Source organism: Paraburkholderia sp. RL17-373-BIF-A (genome assembly GCF_046030175.1).
Classification (GTDB): Bacteria; Pseudomonadota; Gammaproteobacteria; order Burkholderiales; family Burkholderiaceae; genus Paraburkholderia.
Genome location: NZ_JARESO010000027.1, coordinates 1 through 19173, shown reverse-complemented (window position 1 = coordinate 19173; position 19173 = coordinate 1). Strand labels below are relative to the sequence as shown.

Here is a 19173-nt window from a genome sequence, read left to right as displayed (position 1 = left end):
GCAGTCTGCCTGGTTGGGGGACGCGGCGCGCCGAACAACGTCGAGCGCCGCAGCGCTTCCCGGTCATGCCCAATGGCCTTCCACCCAACGCCAGTTGGGGCCACGCGCCACCCAGTGCCCCGGCACCCAGCGATGCCCGACGCGCACCGCCTGCCAGTGGCCGCCCACCCAGACATAACGGCCTTCGGCCCAACGCCAGTGGCCAGGATCCCATGCGTAACCGGCACGCGGCGCCGGCATCACTTCGACGCGCGGCGGCGGCGGCGCCATCGGCGCGACGATCACCGCCTGCGCGAAGGCCGGCGCGGCGGTCAGCGTGGCGGCGCAGGTCAGCGCGGCAGCCAGCATGGAGGTGAGCAAGCGAAGCGGTTTGGTGGATGTCATGTTGGTTTCTCCCATAAGAGCCGAAGCCGGAAAAAGCGGCGCCGTTTCCTGTTGAACGCAGCAGCGGAAAAAATCCGTCGCCACGAGCGTGTGAAAAATTCAAAAGGAAAGAAGGATGCGGGAAAAACCGCGATGGAACGCGAGGCGCAGGGTCGCAGCTGTTGCCGCGCGCCCACGCTGCGTTAGCGGAACGACAGGAAAGGTTACGCAAATGAATAAAAACCGAGGGCTTCGGTAAGGTTCGCGCCTCGAAATCTTAATTATCGAATGGTCCAATGCGCGCAGTTCGTCGCGGCAAGACCACTAGCACTAGCTGTATTTCTAGCGATATCCCCAGCGATCATCCACACGTATTCCGATGGAAACGCTGAACGGCGAAGTCGAATCTGGAGCCCTGTCAAATGTTCCGTAGAACCCTCTTACCCATCCCGTTCGCGGCGCTGCTGGCGCTCGCAGCTTGCGGGAACAACAACGTGAACACGCCCGCACCGGTGGTATCGGCTCAGGACGCCGTGGCCACGGCCACGCCGATCAAGCACGTCGTGGTGATTTTCGGCGAGAACGTTTCGTTCGACCACTACTTCGGGACCTACCCGAGCGCAGCCAACCCGACCGGCGAGCCGCAATTCGTGGCAGCCGCGGGCACGCCGACGGTCAACAACCTCATCAGCAACAACCTGATCACGGTCAACCCGAACGCCCTGGCCACCTCGCCGAACACGGCGGGCCGCACGGTCGGCAGCGTGGCGATCGCGGGCCTGGGCCTGCCGGCAACCGATCTGGTGCCGTTCCGCCTGGACCGTTCGCAAGCCAATACGTCGAGCCAGAACCACGCCTACGCGGCCGAAGAGCTCGCCTATGACAACGGCGCGATGGACGCGTTCCCGCTGTTTACGGCCGCCACCTCGACGATCGCCGGCAGCACCGGCGCGTTCGCCACGAAGGGCCAGGTGCTCGGCTACTTCGACGGCAACACGGTCACGGCCATGTGGAACTACGCGCAGAACTTCGCGATGAACCAGAACGCGTACACGGACACGTACGGCCCGTCGACGCCGGGCGCGATTGAAGTGGTCTCCGGCCAGAACAACGGCGCGGTCGTCACGGGCGGCACCTCGCCCAACGCGATTCCGGACTCCGCCGGCGGCTTCACGATGATCGGCGACCTCGACCCGACCGGCGACGTCTGCACGATCGCGGCGAACAGCCCGCCGACGGCGGTGATGTCGTCGAAGAACAAGAACATCGGCGACCTGCTCAACGCGAAGGGCCTGACGTGGGGCGGTTTCATGGGCGGCTTCAATCTGCAGACCGTCAACCCGAACGGCACGGTCGGCTGCGCGCGCTCGACCTTCTCGCAAGTGCTGAACGCGACCAAGGCCGACTACGTGCAGCATCACGCGTGGTTCCAGTATTACGCGAGCACGGCCAACCTGGCGCATACGCGTCCGACGTCGACGGCGCTGATCGGCGCGACCGATCCGCTCGACAACACGGCAACGCCGGTGCACCACCAGTACGACACCGACGACTTCTTCGCCGCGGTGAAGGCGGGCAACTATCCGTCCGTCAACTTCCTCAAGGCGCCGGCGATCAGCGACGGCCACCCGGGCAATTCGGATCCGATCGACGAACAGGCCTTCGTCACGAAGGTGATCAACTTCCTGCAACAGCAGCCTGACTGGAAGAACACCGCCGTGATCATCGCCTACGACGATTCGGACGGCTGGTACGACCACCGCTTCAAGGCGCCGACGAGCGCATCGTTCGATTCGACCACGCCGCAATCCGCGGGCGGCAAGACGGTGGCAGGCAGCGACAACCTGAGCGGCGTGGGTCAGTGCACGGCAGCGGGCGCGGTGCAGCCGCAAGGCGTGAACGGCGGCGCGGTGAACGGCCGTTGCGGCCCGGGTACGCGTACGCCGTTTATCGTGGTGTCGCCGTGGGCAAAGGTCAACTTCGTCGACGATACGCCGATCACCCAGGCCTCCGTGGTGCGCTTCATCGAAGACAACTGGCTGAGCGGGCAACGCCTGGGCGGTGGTTCGTTCGACGCGACGGCGGGCAGCATCATGAACATGTTCAACTTCTCCGGCTCCGGCAACAATCCGACGCTGTTCCTGGATCAGAGCCTGGGTACGAAGCCGGCAGCCGCGCCGGCGAGCTGATCCGCGGACGTGCCTAGCGCTCTCCGCTTCCGCTTGCCGTTGTGTGACGCACGCGCCCCATGCGTGCCTCACGCCGCGCGGCAGCGTGTAGTGAAAAGCGTCACGCACCATAAGCCGTAGTTGGGCGTCGAGCCAGTGCAAACGTGCTGGCTCGATTTTGCTTTTTGTCGCACTAGCTGTCATCACCGCCATGAACCCTCCTTCAGACGCCGCGCTGCCTTCGCATCTGCCGGCCGGCGGCGAGCCCGGCCCCGTGATTACCCGCCGCTCGTGGCTCAGGCTGCTCGCGTGGAGCGCGGCCGGTATCGTGCTCGTGTTCATCGTCTACTGCGCGTACGCGCTCGTGTACCCGGAGCGCACGCCGTCCGCGGTCGGCGAGATCGTCGAGGAAATCACCGGCGCGAATCCGCATCCGGTCACGTTGCTGCGTCCGCAGAGCGCGCCGCTGAGCGCGGTGGCGCTGCTCGGCAAACAGATTTTCTTCGACCAGAGTTTGTCGGCGTCGGGCACGCAGTCGTGTGCGTCGTGTCACTCGCCGCAGCATTCGTATGGGCCGGACAACGCGTTCCCGGTGCAACTCGGCGGCGCGCATATGAACCAGGCGGGTTATCGTCCGCCGCCTTCGCTCACGTATCTGTACCGTCAGGCGCCGTTCAGCATCGGCCCGGATCAGGGCGACACCGACGTGCCGGTGGATATGACGCAACTGGCGACGCAAGCTGCCGGCGTGCAGCGCGCGCAAAAGACGGCGCTCGCCGCGCCCGCCGCTCCGGCAATGGTGCCGCAAGGCGGATTGTTCTGGGACGGCCGTGTCGATACTTTGCAGGACCAGGCCCTCGGACCGCTGACCAATCCGGTGGAAATGGCCAACGCAACACCGCAGGATGTCGCTCACAAGCTGCTGGCGACCAAGTACCTGGATCAATTCAAGCAGATCTTCGGACCCGGCATCGTCACCAATCCGAGCCTGTTGATTTCCGAGGCGATGTTCGCCGTCGGGCGATATCAGATCGAGGATCCGTCGTTCCATGCTTTCAGCAGCAAGTATGACTACTGGCTCGAAGGCAAGGCGCGTTTGACGCATGCCGAGCTGCACGGCTTGCAGTTGTTCAACGACAAGGACAAGGCGAACTGCGCCGGCTGCCATTTGAGCCAGCCGAGTAAGGACGGCTTGCCGCCGGTGTTCACCGACACGCAATACGAAGCGCTCGGCGTGCCGCGCAACCCGGCGATTCCGGTCAACAAGGATCCGAAGTTCTTCGATATGGGCGTGTGCGGACCGTTCCGCGACGACCTCGCCAGACAGACGCAGTATTGCGGCATGTTCCTCACGCCGACGCTGCGCAATGCGGCTGAACGCAAGGTGTTTTTCCATAACGGCGTGTATCACGATCTGAAGCAGGTGATGGACTTTTACAACCTGCGCAATACGTCGCCGGAGAAAATCTATCCGCGCGATGCGTCGGGCAAGGTGCAGAAGTACAACGATCTGCCGGCTCAGTACCATGCCAACGTGGACGTGGCCGACGCACCGTTCGATCGTAAGTTCGGCGATCAACCGGCGATGAGCGATCAGGATATTCAGGACATCATCGCGTTCATGAAGACGCTGAGCGACGGGTACAAGGAGTAACGTTGCGAGCCAGGTGCAAAGGCCGCTCACGCGGCCCTTGCACTGCGGGGAGCGAGCCGGTGAGGTATCCTTGCCGGTTCCGCGAACTTTATCCGTACCCTGCCCGATGGCCGATTTCCCCTTCGACGCCGTACTCTTTGACTGCGACGGCGTACTCGTCGACTCCGAACCCATCACCAACCGCGTGCTCACCGAGATGCTCGGCGAGCTGGGCTGGCACTTGAGCGTCGAAGAGACGATGCGCATTTTCGTGGGCAAAGCCGTCCGGGACGAAGCCGCGCTGATCGAAGCGCGCACCGGCGTCGCGATCACGACAGACTGGCTCATGCAGTTTCGCGAGCGGCGCAATGCGGCGCTGGACCTCGAACTCGTTGCGATTCCCGGCGCGCCGGATGCGGTGCGCGCGCTTCATGCGGCGCTGAATGGGCGCATCGCGGTCGCGTCGGGCGCGGATCGCATCAAGGTGGAGATGCAACTGGCCAAGGCAGGGATTCTCGACTGCTTCGAAGGACGCATCTTCAGCGGCCACGAAATGCCCCGCAGCAAACCCTTTCCCGACGTCTACCTGGCCGCGGCCGCGGCGCTCGGTGTGGATCCGCGCCGTTGCGCGGTGATCGAAGACACGGTGACAGGCGCGACCGCGGGCGTTGCCGTGGGCGCCACCGTGTTCGGCTACTGCCCGATCGAACTCGGCCATAGCAGCGCGACTGCCTTGCATGGCGCGGGTGCCACACATGTGTTCAGGGACATGGGCGCGTTGCCCGCCTTGCTGGCGGGATGGCGCGACGTATCGCACTGACTACGGCGCTGAATATCGCATTGTCGACGGCGCAGAACACCGCGCGGACTGCCACGCCCGCTACAGCGCTTATTCGAAGGCCGGATCGATCGGCACGCGGTATCCCACTGCCAGCCGATTCGTCTCGTTGGCCATGCCCACGACCGCGAGCAGTTCGCCGAACATCTCGTCGGTCATGCCGGCGCGGCGCGCTGCCGCCGTGTGACTCGCCACGCAGTAGCCGCAATTGTTCGTCACGCTCACCGCGACGTAGAGCAGTTCCTTGATGAGCGGATCGAGCGCGCCGGGCGCCATCACGTCCTTCAGACTGTCCCATGTGCGCGCGAGGGTCGGCGGATGCTGGGCGATGTACTTCCAGAAGTTGTTGACGTCGTCGACCTGACGGGTCTGCTTGATATCGTCGTACACGGCTTTGACTTCCGGCGACGCCGCGGAATATTCGATGGCTTTGAGCTGGCTCATGCGTTCTCCTTTCCTTGCTGACGAGATTCAACGAACCCTGCGCTCCATGCGCACGGTTCACGGTAGCGGTCTATTGTGACGTGATTTTCAGCGAGCTTCATGACTGCATGACACGCGGACGCATGTCGGCGAATTGCCGACATCGCCTTGCAGCCAGTTGGCCGATCTCCATCACAGTTGCTCGGGAAACGCCGGAGAAGCACGCGGCACGGCGCTTTGCCGCCGATGGCATGGTGTGTGCAATCAACAGGCATGAGTGCGGCATTTCTCCGCTCTCCTCGATCCACCTTGATTCACTCACTCCGCAGGAGATCCACCATGAAAAACCTCGTCCTCAAAGACCTGGCCCGCATCGACGAACTCGACCGCACGGCATCGCTATCGATTCGCGGCGGCATTGCCTACCTGACACGTGAAGCGCCTTCCGGTTGTGGCGGCGCGGAACAGCCCGCGCTCATTCGACGCGGCTGGGATGCATTTCCGCCGGTTCATCTCGGTTGTGGACCGGTGTACTTCCCGTTCGACAAACTGCCTTCGCACTCGGAACCGAAGGTGGTGCCGTTATAGTGTGCCGGCAAGGCCCGATGTAAACGGTGCGGCTCGTCCACGCCACGGCGTGGCGGTTGCGCAAGCCTGAACGCTACCGCCACGCCGTCTGTCCGTCTGTTTGTCTGTCGCGCTACTCCGCTTTGCCGCGTTGCCGCAGCACGGGGCCGCTTGCGCTGTCTTCCACCAGCCAGCCTGCCGCCGCCAACGCGTCACGCAAACGGTCTGCTTCGGTCCATTGCTTCGCGGCGCGTGCTTGCTGGCGTTCGTCAGCGAGCGCCGCAATATCCGCCGGAATCTCGGCCGCATCAACTTCTTGCCAGTCGGCGAGGCGCAATCCCAGCACCGTATCGAAGCGATCGACGGTAGCCCTTCGCGTCGCCGCCGGCAGATCGCTTCTGACCACGTCCCACAGCACCGCGAGCGCGCGCGGCAAGTTCAGATCCTGATCGACCTCCGCCTTGAAGCGCGCCACGCTCGGCGCGTCCGGCGTGCCGCCTTGCGGCCATCGCACATAGGTTTTACGCAAGCGGTCCAACGCGGCTTGTGCCGCATCCAGCGCGGCCTCACTGAAGCGCAGGCTGCTGCGGTAGTGCGCGCTAAGGCATAAATAGCGATACGCGAGCGGATCGTTGCCGCGCTCGATCAGCGTCTGCAAACGCACGAAGTCGCCGCCCGACTTCGACATCTTGCCGGCGTCCAGCAACAGAAAATGGCCGTGCATCCAGAAGTTGGCGAGGCGCGTGCCGTGGCGCGCCTGGGTTTGCGCAATCTCGTTGCTGTGATGCACGGGGATGTGGTCTTCGCCGCCGCAATGAATGTCGAACCACGGGCTCAGATACTTCGCCGACATCGCCGAGCACTCGATATGCCAGCCGGGAAAGCCGCGGCCCCACGGACTGTCCCATTCCATTTGCCGCGTGGCGCCGGGCGGACTGAATTTCCATAGCGCGAAGTCGGTCGCACGCTGCTTCTCGCCGGGCGCAACGCGCTTGCCCGCCTGCAGGCCCGTAACATCGAGACGCGCCAGATAGCCGTAGTCATCCTGCCTGCTGGTGTCGAAATAGACGCCGTCGGCCGTGCGGTAAGTGTAGCCGTTGCGCTCGAGCTCGACGATGAAGTCGATCTGCTCCGCAATGTGATCCGTCGCGCGGCACCAGAGGGCGGGCTCCAGCAGGTTGAGCGCGCGCCAGTCGTTCATGAACGCCGCCGTGTACCGCTCGGCAATCGCCCACGCCGATTCGCCGGTGCGCCGGCTGCCCTTCTCCATCTTGTCTTCGCCTTCGTCCGCATCGGACACCAGATGGCCGACGTCGGTAATGTTCACCACGTGCCGCACGTTGTATCCGTTCAACACCAGCGCGCGCCGCAGCACGTCTTCGAACACATAGGTCCGAAGATTGCCGATATGCGCGTGGTCGTACACCGTCGGGCCGCAGCAATACAGGCCGACCTGATCCGCGTGAATCGGCGTGAATTCGCGCACGGCGCGCGACCAGGTGTCGTAGAGGCGAAGCGGCATGTCATGTCTCCAGGCGCTGGGTGTTCAAAAGCAAAAAGGCCACCGGTCGTGTGACGGGTGGCCTCAGGGATGCGGACGTATGCAGATCGAACGCTAGACGCAAGCTCCCCTCGGCAGGCTGTGACAGCATGCGCGCAAAGAATGCGGACGGGAAAGGATAGAAGCGGTCATGGAAACGATCCTAACGCGGGTTTGCCGGTGCGGTCAATCGCCGACGCACTTCAGTGCAGGCCACGCGCTTGCAGTCGACGCACGAAAAAAGCCCCGCAAGACTCTCGCCTTGCGGGGCCTCGTTTCGAACGAATGGTCGTTCGTCTAGCGCGACATCATGTGCATGCTGACGTTGTGCATGACCCACAACGTGCCGCCGATCACGATGACGGCGGTCAGCAGCGTGAAGGCAAACGCCATCACATTCCAGCGTTGCTCCGACGACGTATTCAGATGCAGGAAGAAAATCAGGTGCACGACGATCTGCACGAGCGCAAGGCCCGCGATCGCGAGCAACGCGTTCTCGCCCGTCAACGTGCCGGTCATGACGAGGCCGAAAGCGGCGACGGTCAGAATGACGGAGAGAATGAAGCCCGTCGTATAGCTGCCGATGCTGCCGTGACTTTCACCTGCGTGGGCGTTATGGCTATGGTCCATTTAGATCACGCTCGCGAGATAGACAAAGGTGAAGACGCCGATCCACACGACGTCCAGAAAGTGCCAGAAAAGGCTCAGGCACGTCAGGCGAATCATGTCGCGTTCGGTCAGGTCGCGATGGCTGATCACCTGAATGGCGAGCACCACCATCCAGATCAGGCCGCACGTGACGTGCAGACCGTGCGTGCCGACCAGCGTGAAGAACGACGACAGGAACGCGCTACGGCTCGGGCCGGCGCCTTCGGCGATCAGGTGCGAGAACTCGCGCAGTTCCAGCACGAGAAACGCGAGACCGAGCAGGAAGGTCACGCCGAGCCAGAACAGCAGCACGCCCTTCTTCTTCTTGTGCGCGCCGAGCATCGCGAAGCCGTACGTGATGCTGCTCAGGAGCAGCATCGTCGTTTCGAGCGCGACGCCTGGAATCTCGAACAGATCCTTGCCGCTCGGGCCGCCTGCGAACTGATGGCCCATCACTGCGAACACGGCGAACAGCGCCGCGAAGATGATGCAGTCGGTCATCAGATACAGCCAGAAGCCGAACACCGATTGCGATGGTACGTGGTCCGCGTCGTGATGCGAGCCGGCGTCAATAGTCCTGGTTATCATCAATCCACCTCCAACGCGACCTGCGCACCAACGCCGGAGCGTTTCTCTTCAATCTCCGCGACCGTGGCGGCCGGGATGTAATAGCCTTCGTTCTTCTGGAAGCTGTAGACGATCACGGTGCCGACCGCGCCGACCAGGCCGACGATTGCCAGCCACCAGATGTGCCAGACAGCGGCGAAACCGAGCACCAGTGAGAACACGCCGGCAATCACACCCGCGGACGTATTCGATGGCATGTGAATGTCGCGATACACAGGCTTCGCTTGCGTGCCCTTGCGCGACTTCATGTCGGAGAACGCGTCGAGCTTGTGCACCGTCGGGATGATCGCGAAGTTGTACACCGGCGGCGGCGAGCTGATTGACCATTCCAGCGTGTGGGCGTCCCACGGATCGCCCGTGACGTCGCGATTTTGCGGCAGATTGCGATCGCGAATGCTGACGATGATCTGCGCCACCTGGAGCGCGATACCGATAGCGATGAGCGCCGCACCGCCTGCGGCCAGGATCAGCCACGGGTGCCACAGCGGGTTGTCATAGTGGTTGATACGGCGCGTCATGCCCATAAAGCCCAGCACGTACAGCGGCGTGAATGCCACCCAGAAACCGATCTGCCAGAACCAGAACGATGCCTTGCCCAGCTTTTCGTTCAGCTTGAAGCCGAACGCCTTCGGGAACCAGTAGTTGAAGCCGGCCAGATAGCCGAACAGCACGCCACCGATGATCACGTTGTGGAAGTGAGCAATCAGGAACAGGCTGTTGTGCAGCACGAAGTCCGCGCCCGGAATCGCCATCATCACGCCGGTCATTCCGCCGATCGTGAAAGTAATCATGAACCCGATGGTCCACAGGATCGGCGGGGTAAACGTCAAGCGGCCCTTGTAGATCGTGAACAGCCAGTTGAACACCTTCACGCCGGTCGGAATCGCGATCACCATCGTGGCGATACCGAAGAATGCATTGACGTCAGCGCCCGAACCCATCGTGAAGAAGTGATGCAGCCACACGAGGAACGACAGCACCATGATCGCGCAGGTCGCCCACACCATCGTCTTGTAGCCGAACAGCGGCTTCTTGGCGAAGGTCGCCACGACTTCCGAGAAGATACCGAACGCCGGCAGGATCAGGATGTACACCTCGGGGTGACCCCATGCCCAGATCAGGTTCAGGTACATCATGGCGTTGCCGCCGCCATCGTTCGTGAAGAAGTGCATGCCGAGGTAGCGGTCCAGACCCAGCAGCGCGAGCGTCACGGTCAGGATCGGGAACGACGCCATGATCAGCACGTTGGTGCAGAGCGCCGTCCACGTGAACACCGGCATCTTCATGAACGTCATGCCCGGCGCGCGCATCTTCACGATGGTCGCGAAGAAGTTCACGCCAGTCAGCAAGGTGCCGATACCGGAGAGCTGCAAGCTCCACAGGTAATAGTCGACCCCGACACCCGGACTGAACTGCAATTCGGAGAGCGGCGGATAAGCCAGCCAGCCGGTCTGCGCGAATTCACCGATCACCAGCGAGATGTTGATCAGGATCGCGCTGACTGCGGTCATCCAGAATGAGAGCGAGTTGATGAACGGGAACGCGACGTCGCGTGCGCCAATTTGCAGCGGCACGATGATGTTCATCAGGCCGATCATGAACGCCATCGCCATGAAGAAAATCATGATGACGCCGTGCGCCGTAAACACCTGGTCGTAGTGATGCGGCGGCAGGTAGCCCGGGTTCGCGTAAGCGAGCGCCTGCTGCAGACGCATCATGATCGCGTCCGCGAAGCCGCGGAACAGCATGATCAGCGCAACGACGATGTACATCACGCCCAGCTTCTTGTGGTCCACCGACGTGAGCCATTCGGTCCACAGATAGCGCCACTTGCCGAAATAGGTGATAAGACCCAGGACCGTCGCACCGCCGAGGGCGATCATCACGGCCGTGACCATGATGATCGGCTCGTGGTACGGAATCGAGTCTAGTGAGAGTTTGCCGAACATGTGTTACCCCTTGCCCTTTGGCGCACAGTTGGCGTCCTTCATGTTATCGAGGACGTTACCGTTGTTGTATCGGGCAATGATGTTGTGAAAGAGCTTCGGATCGACGCTCGAGAAGTAGCGCACCGGCTCCTTCTCGGTCGGCGCGGATACCGTGTGATAACGGTCCATGCTGAGGTTGTCCGACGAAGCGCGCACTTTCGCAACCCATGCGTTGAACTCTTCAGGCGAAGTGGCGAGCGCGCGGAACTTCATGTCCGAGAAGCCCTTGCCGCTGAAATTCGCCGAGGCGCCCGCGTAGTTGCCGGCTTCATCCGCGATCAGATGCAGGCGCGTTTGCATGCCCGCCATCGCGTAGATCTGGCCGCCGAGTTGCGGAATGAAGAACGAGTTCATCACCGTGTCCGACGTGATCGTGAAGTTCACCGGCGTGCCGACCGGGAACGCGAGCTGGTTCACCGACGCAATGCCGAGGTCCGGATAGATGAACAGCCATTTCCAGTCGAGCGCGACGACTTCGATGTTGATCGGCTTGACCTGCGACTCGAGCGGCTTGTACGGATCGAGTTCGTGCGTGGTCTTCCACGTCAACACGGCGAGGAACAGAATGATCAGCGTCGGAATCGTCCAGATGGCGATTTCGATACCGGTCGAATGCACCCAGCCCGGACGATAGTCGGCGCTCCTGTTCGACGCGCGGTAACGCCACGCGAACAGCAGCGTGAGCGCGATAACCGGCACGACCACGATCAGCATGGCCCAGGTGGACGTGGCAATCAGCTCACGTTCCGCCAGACCCACACTCCCCTTCGGATTCAGAATATCGAGGTTGCTGCAACCCGAGAGCAACAACACGAGGCTGCCGGAAAGGAAACTAAGCGACCCTCGTAGAGTCTTTCCTTTCATATCCATTGCCTCTTTTTTACGTCTTCCACGAACGTCATTCGACCGCTCTCCAATAGTAAGCGCTCGCATAATAGGGGGACGTTCGGCCGTAATAAACACTCGATTTAGCAACGATCTATTGCGTCGCAGCACCGTGCGACACGTTGCCGCACGGCTGCGCGCAGGTGGGCGTCTGCCGTGCCCTCTTGCCGAGTATTGAAATGCCGGCGAAACGCGAAAACCCCTTTAAACAAGCGCGAAAACGCGACGCGGCCTGATTGGCCACGCCGCGTGTCATGCGTGCAAAGAGACTTGATCCATAAGGAAAAAAGCGCATCGGCGAGGCAGCATTCGCGAGGCGAATGCTGCGGCTGCGCCGCAGCTCGTTCGATCAGCCCGGCGAGCGGGTGGTCGCGGCTGCCGGTGCGGGCACTGCGGCTTGCAGATGCTCTCCGCCATCAGCCGGCGCGCCGTCCGAAGGATGAGCCGAGCGCTCCGATTGAGCCAGCAGCGTGCCGACCGAAGGATCGATCGCATCGGTGAACGGTTTCGGATTGATGCCGATGGCGAGCACCAGCAGCGCCATCGCGCCGAGCAGCACGAACTCGCGCTTGCCGAGATCCTTGAGGTTCGCCACACGAGCGTTGGCGATCGCGCCGAAGATCACGCGCTTGTACATCCACAGCGTGTAAGCCGCGCTCAGGATCAGCGTGGTGGCCGCCATCGCGCCGATCCAGAAGTTGAAGCGAATCGCGCCCATCAACACCATGAATTCGCCGACGAAACCCGAAGTGCCCGGCAAGCCAATGTTGGCCATGGAGAACAGCATCACGAAAGCGGCGAAGCGCGGCATGGTGTTGGCCACACCGCCGTACTCGGTGATCGACGCGGTTTTCGTGCGGTCGTAGAGCATGCCCGTGCACAGCAGCATCGCGCCCGACACCACGCCGTACGACAGCATCTGCACGATCGCGCCGGCCTGGCCGATGCGGTTGAAAACGAACAGGCCGAGTGTGACGAGGCCCATGTGCGCGACCGTCGAATACGCGAGCAGGCGGCGCATGTCGGTCTGCACGAGCGCGAGCAGGCTTGCATAGATCACCGCGACCAGCGAGAGCGTGATCATCATCGGCGCGAAGAAGTGGCTCGCCTGCGGCGCGATCGGCAAGGCGAAACGCAGCAGACCATAGCCGCCCAGCTTCAGCATGCCGATCATCACGGCGGCGCCCGTCGGACCGTCGAGGTGGACGTCCGGCAGCCACGTGTGCAGCGGCCACATCGGCACCTTCACGCCGAAGGCGGCGAGGAAACCGAGGAAGATCAGAACCTGCGGCCACGTGCCGAGGCGCGTCTCACGCCACAGCGCGAGGTCGAAGCTGTGCGTCTGGCTGTACAGATACAGCATCGACATCAGCATCATCAGCGAGCCGAGGAACGACACGAAGAAGAACTTCACCGCGGCGTACGACCGGTTCGACTGGCCCCACGTGCCGATCAACAGATAGAGCGGAATCAGCGTCGCTTCGAACGAGATGAAGAACAGCATGCCGTCGAGCGATGTGAACACGCCCTGCATGAAACCCGACAGCATCAGGAACGCGCCGAAGTACTGCGCGGTCCGCTCGGTGATCGACTCCCACGAGGCGACCACGATGATGATCGTGGTGAGCGCGGTCAGCGCGACGAGCCACAGCGAAATCCCGTCCACGCCCACATGCCAGGCGATATCGAACGTGGGCGACCAGCGCACGTTCTCGACGAACTGCATCGACGTGACGTCGTTGCGGAAATTCGACACCAGCGGAATCACCGGCAGGAAACCCGCAATCGCGCCGATTAGCGCGAGCCACCGGGTGCGACTACGTGCCGCGTCGGATCCGGCACGCAAAACCACCACGCCGGCGATAATAGGGATCCAGATTAGAAGGCTAAGAAGAGGCAATGGCATGTGCTCTATCGAAAACTTTAAGTACAAAACGCCACATCAACGCCTTCAAAATGGAAAGCATTGAAATGGATATGTAGGCTGGATTTCGCTGAAATTGACGTGCAATCGGGGTTGACCGCTACACGTTTACCCGCAGTCGAATGACCAAGGGTGGGAGATTACCAAGATAAGAATACTTTTGCAGCGCAACAACGCTGCAAAGCAACTGGCAATGTATTGTTGCGGCGCCGGCCCTTGCGAAATGGATAAAAATGTGCAGATGCACAAACTGACCGACCTGGTTTCGCAGGGGCAAATTTTGCGCGAAAAAGCGTGCAATTGGCAGTCAGTTAGGAACTCTTGCACGGATGCCCAGGCGCGCAATTCAAACTGGGATAGAACGTGCCGACGCATGACGCGGTGCGCGCGCGAATTTCGAGCGTCCGGAGAAAAATTTGCTTACCCGCGAGCAGAAAATTTTTTTGATCCCGCGCTCTAAATAATCCGGCGCGCGGCGCTCAAAAGTGGGAGCGCAGTTGATCAGCCGTTCATTTTTCGGCCCGGCCCGATCACGTGCGCCAAGCTTCTGCGTGCCTTACGGAAGCCGAATATACTTCGGCGATTCACGGCCGATGTTCGTGCATGAGTGCGCCGCTTTTTCGTCTGCGTTTCGCCTGCCCGGACGCCGCCCTCACCGGCCACACTTTTCGGAAACCGCATGCTTCGTGACGAAGGCGTCGTTCCCGCGCTCGAGTGCCGCGGGCTCAGCAAGACCTACGGCGCAGGCCGCATCGTACTGGCGCAACTGGACTTCACACTCGAACCGGGTGAGTTCGTCGCGATCATGGGCGATTCCGGTGTCGGCAAATCGACGCTGCTCAATCTGGTGGCCGGCCTCGACAGCGCGGATAGTGGCGACGTGATCATCGACGGCAGCGCCGTTTCGCGTCTGGACGACAACGCGGCGACGCGCCTGCGCAGGCAGAAACTCGGCTTTGTCTTCCAGGCGTTTCACGTGCTGCCGCATCTGACGCTTGCGCAGAATGTGGCGCTGCCGTTGCTGCTCAACGAACTGCCCACCGCAGCCGCGCTCGACATGCTCGCGGCGGTCGGGCTGGGCGGACGCGGCGACGATTTTCCGCGCCAACTCTCGGGCGGCGAATTGCAGCGGGTTGCGATTGCGCGAGCGCTCGTACATCGCCCGAAACTGCTTCTCGCCGACGAACCCACCGGCAACCTCGATCCCGATACCGCTCACGAGGTGCTCGGCCTGTTCCGCGCGCAAAGCAAGGCAACCGGCGCGGCCACGATCATGGTGACGCACTCGGAAGCCGCCGCGGCCGTTGCCGACCGCATCCTGATTCTGAGCGACGGCGGCCTGCATGCTGCGCCCGGCGCAGCCGGGCCTTTCGGCTCCCGTACGCGCGCGCCTTCCGCCGATGATGTCCGCTGATTCCCGTCCTCTGCTGCGCTTGCGAGGACACCGAGTTCTCGCGCGCTGGCTGCTGGGCGCCGAATGGCGTAGTCATCGCGGACGTGCCCTGGTCGCAATCGCAACGATCGCGCTGGGCGTCGCGCTCGGTTACGCCGTGCAGTTGATCAACAGCGCGGCGTTCAATGAATTCTCCGCGGCGGCCCGCAGTCTGTCGGGCGAGGCCGATCTCCAGGTACGCGGTGCGCAACCTTCAGTCGACGAAACCATCTATCCGCTGCTCGCCAACGAACCCGGTGTTGCGCTGGCCAGTCCGGTGCTCGCACTCGACGTCACTGTGCCCGACCGGAGCGCGGCACTGCCGGTGCTCGGCATCGACGCGTTCAAGGCAAGCCGTATTGCGCCGGACCTGATCGGCGTGCCGTCGCCGGATAGGCCGTTCGATACGCTCGCGTCAGACACCGTGTTTCTCTCGACGGCGGCCCAGCAATGGCTCAATGTGAAAGTGGGCGACGAGGTGGCGCTGCGCAGCGGCACCTCGATCGTGCGTTTGCGCGTGGCCGGTGGCATCGTGAGAACACGGCCGGGTCAGCGGCTCGCCGTCATGGATATCGCCGCGGCGCAGTGGAAGTTCGGCAAGGTGGGCAAGCTGTCGCGCGTCGACGTGCAGCTCGAACGCGGCGTCGACCGGGAGCGCTTCAGGCGCGAGCTGCAAGCGCGGCTCGGCAGCCAGTGGGTCATTGCCGAAACGCGTGACGCCGAGAGCCGCACCGATCGTCTCTCCCGCGCCTATCGGATCAATATGAATGTGCTCGCGCTGGTGGCGTTGTTCACCGGCGCGTTTCTGGTGTTTTCGACCCAGGCGCTGAGCGTCGTGCGACGCCGCGCGCAGTTCGCCATGCTGCGTGTGCTCGGGCTGACGCGTGGTCAGTTGCTGCGCCAGATCTTGATGGAGGGCGCGTTGCTGGGCCTGCTCGGCTCGCTCGCTGGACTCGCGCTCGGCTACGCGATGGCAAGCGGCGCACTGCATTTTTTCGGCAGCGATCTGGGCGGCGGCTACTTTCCCGGCGTGCAACCGCAAGTCGGCTTCGAACCGCTCGCGACCGCGTTGTTTCTGACGCTTGGGCTCGCCGTGGCGGTATTGGGTAGTCTCGCCCCTGCACTGGAGGCGGCGCGTGCCCGGCCCGCCACGGCGCTCAAGGCAGGCGCCGAAGAAGGCGCGTTGGCGCGGCTCGCCACACCGTGGCCCGCCTTGCTATGCCTGCTGGCCGCTGCCGTGCTCACGCAGTTGCCGCCGATGTTCGACGCGCCGATCGGCGGCTATCTGGCCGTCGCATTGCTGCTGGTCGGCGGGATTGCGCTGATGCCCCGCGTAACCGCGCTCATCTTCGGCGCGGCAAGCCGTGCTTTCGCAGCGCGAAGCCGCGCCGGCGCAGCCGGTACGCTGGCGCTGGCGCGGCTGGCGAACGCGCCGGGGCATGCGTCGATCGCCATGGGCGGCGTGTTGTCGAGCTTTGCGCTGATCGTCGCGATGGCCATCATGGTGGCGAGCTTCCGGGTATCCGTCGAAGACTGGCTGGTTCATCTGCTCTCCGCCGATCTCTATGTCCGCGTAGCGCCGAACGGCGACACAGGCGGTTTGCGGTTGGACGAACAGAGCCGGCTCGCGGCCGTGCCAGGCATCAGAACAGCCGCATTTGCCCGCACTTCGCATCTGACGCTCGCCCCTGCGCGGCCTGACATCGCTGTGCTCGCGCGCGAGATCGACGCGGCCGATCCGGGCGCGAATCTGCAGATGACCGGAGCCGTGCTGTCGCCTGCTGAGCTTCACGCAGGTGAAACACCTGTTTGGGTATCCGAAGCAATGGTCGATCTATATGGATACAAATTGGGTCAGCGTGTTCGATTGCCGCTTGGTGAACGCGACCATATGTTCGTGGTGGCCGGCGTATGGCGCGATTACGTGCGGCAGACCGGCGCCATTCAGATACGGCTCGCCGATTACCGGCGCTTGACCCGCGACACGAGTGCAACCGATGTGGCCGTCACCGTTCAGCCGGGGACGAGCGTCGAGCAGGTAGCCACGGGGCTGCGCGCACTGCCCTTCGGGGCATCGCTGGATTTGTCGCTACCAGGTGAAATCCGTGCGCGCACGCTGGTGATTTTCGATCGCAGCTTTGCGGTCACCTATCTTCTCGAAGCGGTCGCTATCGTGATCGGCTTGTTCGGCGTGGCGGCGACCTTCTCCGCGCAGACACTCGCGCGCTCGCGTGAGTTCGGCATGCTGCGGCACGTCGGCGTGACGCGCTCGCAGGTGTTCGCCGTCCTCGCGCTCGAAGGCGGCATGCTCACCGCGTGCGGCATTGCAATGGGCTTCGTGCTCGGGTTCGCGATCAGTCTGATTCTGGTGTTCGTCGTCAATCCGCAGTCATTTCATTGGAGTATGTCGCTGCACGTGCCGTGGATGGCGCTCGCCACCGTCGCGTTGGTGATGCTCGCTTCGTCGTGTTCGACGGCGGTGATCGCGGGACGCGGCGCAGTGTCGGTGGATGCGGTGCGCGCCGTGAAGGAGGATTGGTGATGCGGGCTTTGTCGCGCGAGTTGGCACGAGGGGTTATGCGGGCGGGGGCGGCGCGCTTTGAACTCGCTGGCGACGGAAGTTGGCTCGTCTTGCGGCGGCGCGAGCTGCGGATGGCGCTCGTGGGTTTGGGCGGGACCATGGGGCAAGGGACACTGATCGCGCGTGAGCTGTCATTGGTGTCGCGCTTCGATTTGGCCGCTAACGGCGGGTATTGCGCCGCTTTGCAACGACGTGGGTTGCGGATCATGAGCGCGGTTTTGAGCGAGAGTATGCTCGGCTACGCATCGATCGCACGCGAGTTGTCATGGATGAGATCGTGCTTCGATCTGACCTCTGGCAGCAGGTATTGCTTCGCTCTGCAACGACATGCGCCGCAGATCACGGGCGTGGCTTCGAGCGGAACTGTGCCCGGCTACACCTCGATTACGCGCGAGCTGTCATGCGAGCCGCCGGCTAAGTCCGCTCGTGTGGCTAATCGGCGCATAGGTCTGCGTATTCGCGGCTTGCTGTCTATCTGGATGCTGACTGTGTCGACCGCGTTCGCCGCGGCGCCTGAATTTGCGGCGGTCACGCCCGATCACGCTATCGCCCTGCCGCAGGACAGCGGCGCACACGCGGCTTTTCGCACCGAGTGGTGGTACGCGACGGGTTGGCTCACTACGCCGGACAATCAGCCGCTCGGTTTTCAAATCACATTCTTCCGCTCGGCAACCGGCCATGATGCCGCTGACCCAAGCGCTTTCGCGCCTTCGCAATTGATCATTGCCCATGCCGCGTTAAGCGATCCCGCGCTCGGCCATCTTGCCCACGATCAACGCATTGGCCGTCAGGGCTTTGGCCTCGCCTATGCGAAGCCGGCCAACACCGACGTCAAACTCGACGCGTGGAAAATGACCCGGGCACCTGACGGTCACTACGACGTCACTGTCGACGCGACCGGCTTCTCGCTGCATCTCAAGTTGACGCCGACGCAGGCACCTTTGATTCAGGGCGAACGCGGCTATTCACGCAAAGGTCCACGGCCAGAGCAGGCGAGTTATTACTACAGCGAGCCTCAATTGCGCGTGACTGGTGGCGTGGTTCGGCCGGTCGCCGCGGGCGGCCCGTCGCATGGCGAGACTGCCGTAACGGGGATGGCGTGGCTCGATCACGAGTGGTCGAGCACGCTGCTCGACGCCAATGCTGTGGGATGGGATTGGCTGGGCGCCAATCTCACCGACGGCTCTGCGCTGATGGCATTCAAGGTACGAAGTCACGATGGACACGCCGTGTGGGCGCATGCGGCATTTCGCAAACCCGACGGCGAGGTAACGACATTCGGTCCCGATCAGGTCGACTTTACGCCGCTTCGCACTTGGCTCTCGCCGCGCACGAACACGTCCTATCCCGTTTCGATGACAGTCAAAACCGGTACGCTGACGTGGAAACTCGATCCGCTGATGGACGATCAAGAACTCGATTCGCGGCAATCGACAGGCGCGGTGTACTGGGAAGGCGCGGTGCGGGTGAGCCGCGAAGGCGTGGATGTCGGACGGGCCTATCTGGAATTGACGGGCTACGCGAACGCGCTGCGGATGGGGAGGGATTGAAGGCGG

At 62.8% G+C, this 19173-nt stretch carries 15 protein-coding genes; 7 read left to right on the top strand and 8 right to left on the bottom strand.

From position 1 onward, the window contains the following. Window positions 1-63: 63 nt before the first annotated feature. Window positions 64-384 carry a hypothetical protein gene (locus P0D80_RS28705; RefSeq protein ID WP_408179127.1) on the bottom strand — a complete coding sequence of 107 codons (321 nt, stop codon included), beginning with the start codon at window positions 382-384 and terminating at the stop codon, window positions 64-66. Window positions 385-785: 401 nt separating this feature from the next. On the opposite strand from P0D80_RS28705, the gene P0D80_RS28700 reads away from it, so the two are divergent. From P0D80_RS28700 to P0D80_RS28690, 3 genes are all read left to right on the top strand, one after another. Beyond that, window positions 786-2552, top strand: coding sequence for a phospholipase C (locus P0D80_RS28700; protein ID WP_408288536.1), 1767 nt, complete (start codon window positions 786-788; stop codon window positions 2550-2552). Between the two features lie 190 nt (window positions 2553-2742). Continuing rightward, window positions 2743-4185 carry a cytochrome-c peroxidase gene (locus tag P0D80_RS28695; protein WP_408288533.1) on the top strand — a complete coding sequence of 481 codons (1443 nt, stop codon included), beginning with the start codon at window positions 2743-2745 and terminating at the stop codon, window positions 4183-4185. Window positions 4186-4291: 106 nt separating this feature from the next. Continuing rightward, window positions 4292-4984, top strand: a complete 693-nt coding sequence (locus tag P0D80_RS28690) for an HAD family hydrolase (RefSeq protein ID WP_408288530.1) — start codon at window positions 4292-4294, stop codon at window positions 4982-4984. 69 nt (window positions 4985-5053) lie between these two features. On the opposite strand, the gene P0D80_RS28685 is transcribed toward P0D80_RS28690, so the two are convergent. Then, window positions 5054-5446 (bottom strand): carboxymuconolactone decarboxylase family protein, encoded by a 393-nt coding sequence (locus P0D80_RS28685; protein WP_054038650.1) that lies wholly within the window; start codon window positions 5444-5446, stop codon window positions 5054-5056. 318 nt (window positions 5447-5764) lie between these two features. Between P0D80_RS28685 and P0D80_RS28680 the strand changes: the two genes are divergently transcribed. After that, window positions 5765-6013 carry a hypothetical protein gene (locus tag P0D80_RS28680; RefSeq protein ID WP_132377062.1) on the top strand — a complete coding sequence of 83 codons (249 nt, stop codon included), beginning with the start codon at window positions 5765-5767 and terminating at the stop codon, window positions 6011-6013. Between the two features lie 112 nt (window positions 6014-6125). Here P0D80_RS28680 and cysS read toward each other — a convergent pair whose 3' ends face one another. From cysS to P0D80_RS28650, 6 genes are all read right to left on the bottom strand, one after another. After that, window positions 6126-7514, bottom strand: coding sequence for a cysteine--tRNA ligase (cysS, locus tag P0D80_RS28675; protein ID WP_408179123.1), 1389 nt, complete (start codon window positions 7512-7514; stop codon window positions 6126-6128). 315 nt (window positions 7515-7829) lie between these two features. Then, entirely contained in the window at window positions 7830-8162 is a 333-nt protein-coding gene (gene cyoD / locus P0D80_RS28670) for a cytochrome o ubiquinol oxidase subunit IV (protein ID WP_408179122.1), read from the bottom strand. Further along, window positions 8163-8768: a cytochrome o ubiquinol oxidase subunit III gene (gene cyoC / locus P0D80_RS28665; protein WP_408288519.1), complete on the bottom strand. Its 606-nt coding sequence runs from the start codon at window positions 8766-8768 to the stop codon at window positions 8163-8165. It lies immediately after the preceding gene. Then, the gene (gene cyoB / locus P0D80_RS28660; RefSeq protein ID WP_408288514.1) at window positions 8768-10756 is read right to left on the bottom strand and encodes a cytochrome o ubiquinol oxidase subunit I; all 1989 of its coding nucleotides are present in this window, start codon (window positions 10754-10756) and stop codon (window positions 8768-8770) included. Before cyoB ends, cyoC begins: the two co-directional genes overlap by 1 nt. Window positions 10757-10759: 3 nt before the next feature. Further along, window positions 10760-11659 carry a ubiquinol oxidase subunit II gene (gene cyoA / locus P0D80_RS28655; RefSeq protein WP_408288511.1) on the bottom strand — a complete coding sequence of 300 codons (900 nt, stop codon included), beginning with the start codon at window positions 11657-11659 and terminating at the stop codon, window positions 10760-10762. Between the two features lie 370 nt (window positions 11660-12029). Continuing rightward, complete coding sequence (locus tag P0D80_RS28650) at window positions 12030-13586, bottom strand: NADH-quinone oxidoreductase subunit M (RefSeq protein ID WP_408288508.1); 1557 nt, start codon at window positions 13584-13586, stop codon at window positions 12030-12032. Window positions 13587-14283: 697 nt separating this feature from the next. On the opposite strand from P0D80_RS28650, the gene P0D80_RS28645 reads away from it, so the two are divergent. From P0D80_RS28645 to P0D80_RS28635, 3 genes are all read left to right on the top strand, one after another. Beyond that, window positions 14284-15018, top strand: a complete 735-nt coding sequence (locus P0D80_RS28645; RefSeq protein ID WP_342960590.1) for an ABC transporter ATP-binding protein — start codon at window positions 14284-14286, stop codon at window positions 15016-15018. Beyond that, window positions 15005-17578 (top strand): FtsX-like permease family protein, encoded by a 2574-nt coding sequence (locus P0D80_RS28640; protein WP_408288505.1) that lies wholly within the window; start codon window positions 15005-15007, stop codon window positions 17576-17578. The genes P0D80_RS28645 and P0D80_RS28640 overlap by 14 nt, the downstream gene beginning before the upstream one ends. 518 nt (window positions 17579-18096) lie before the next feature. Continuing rightward, window positions 18097-19167, top strand: coding sequence for a lipocalin-like domain-containing protein (locus P0D80_RS28635; protein WP_408288732.1), 1071 nt, complete (start codon window positions 18097-18099; stop codon window positions 19165-19167). The last annotated feature ends 6 nt before the right edge of the window (window positions 19168-19173 follow it).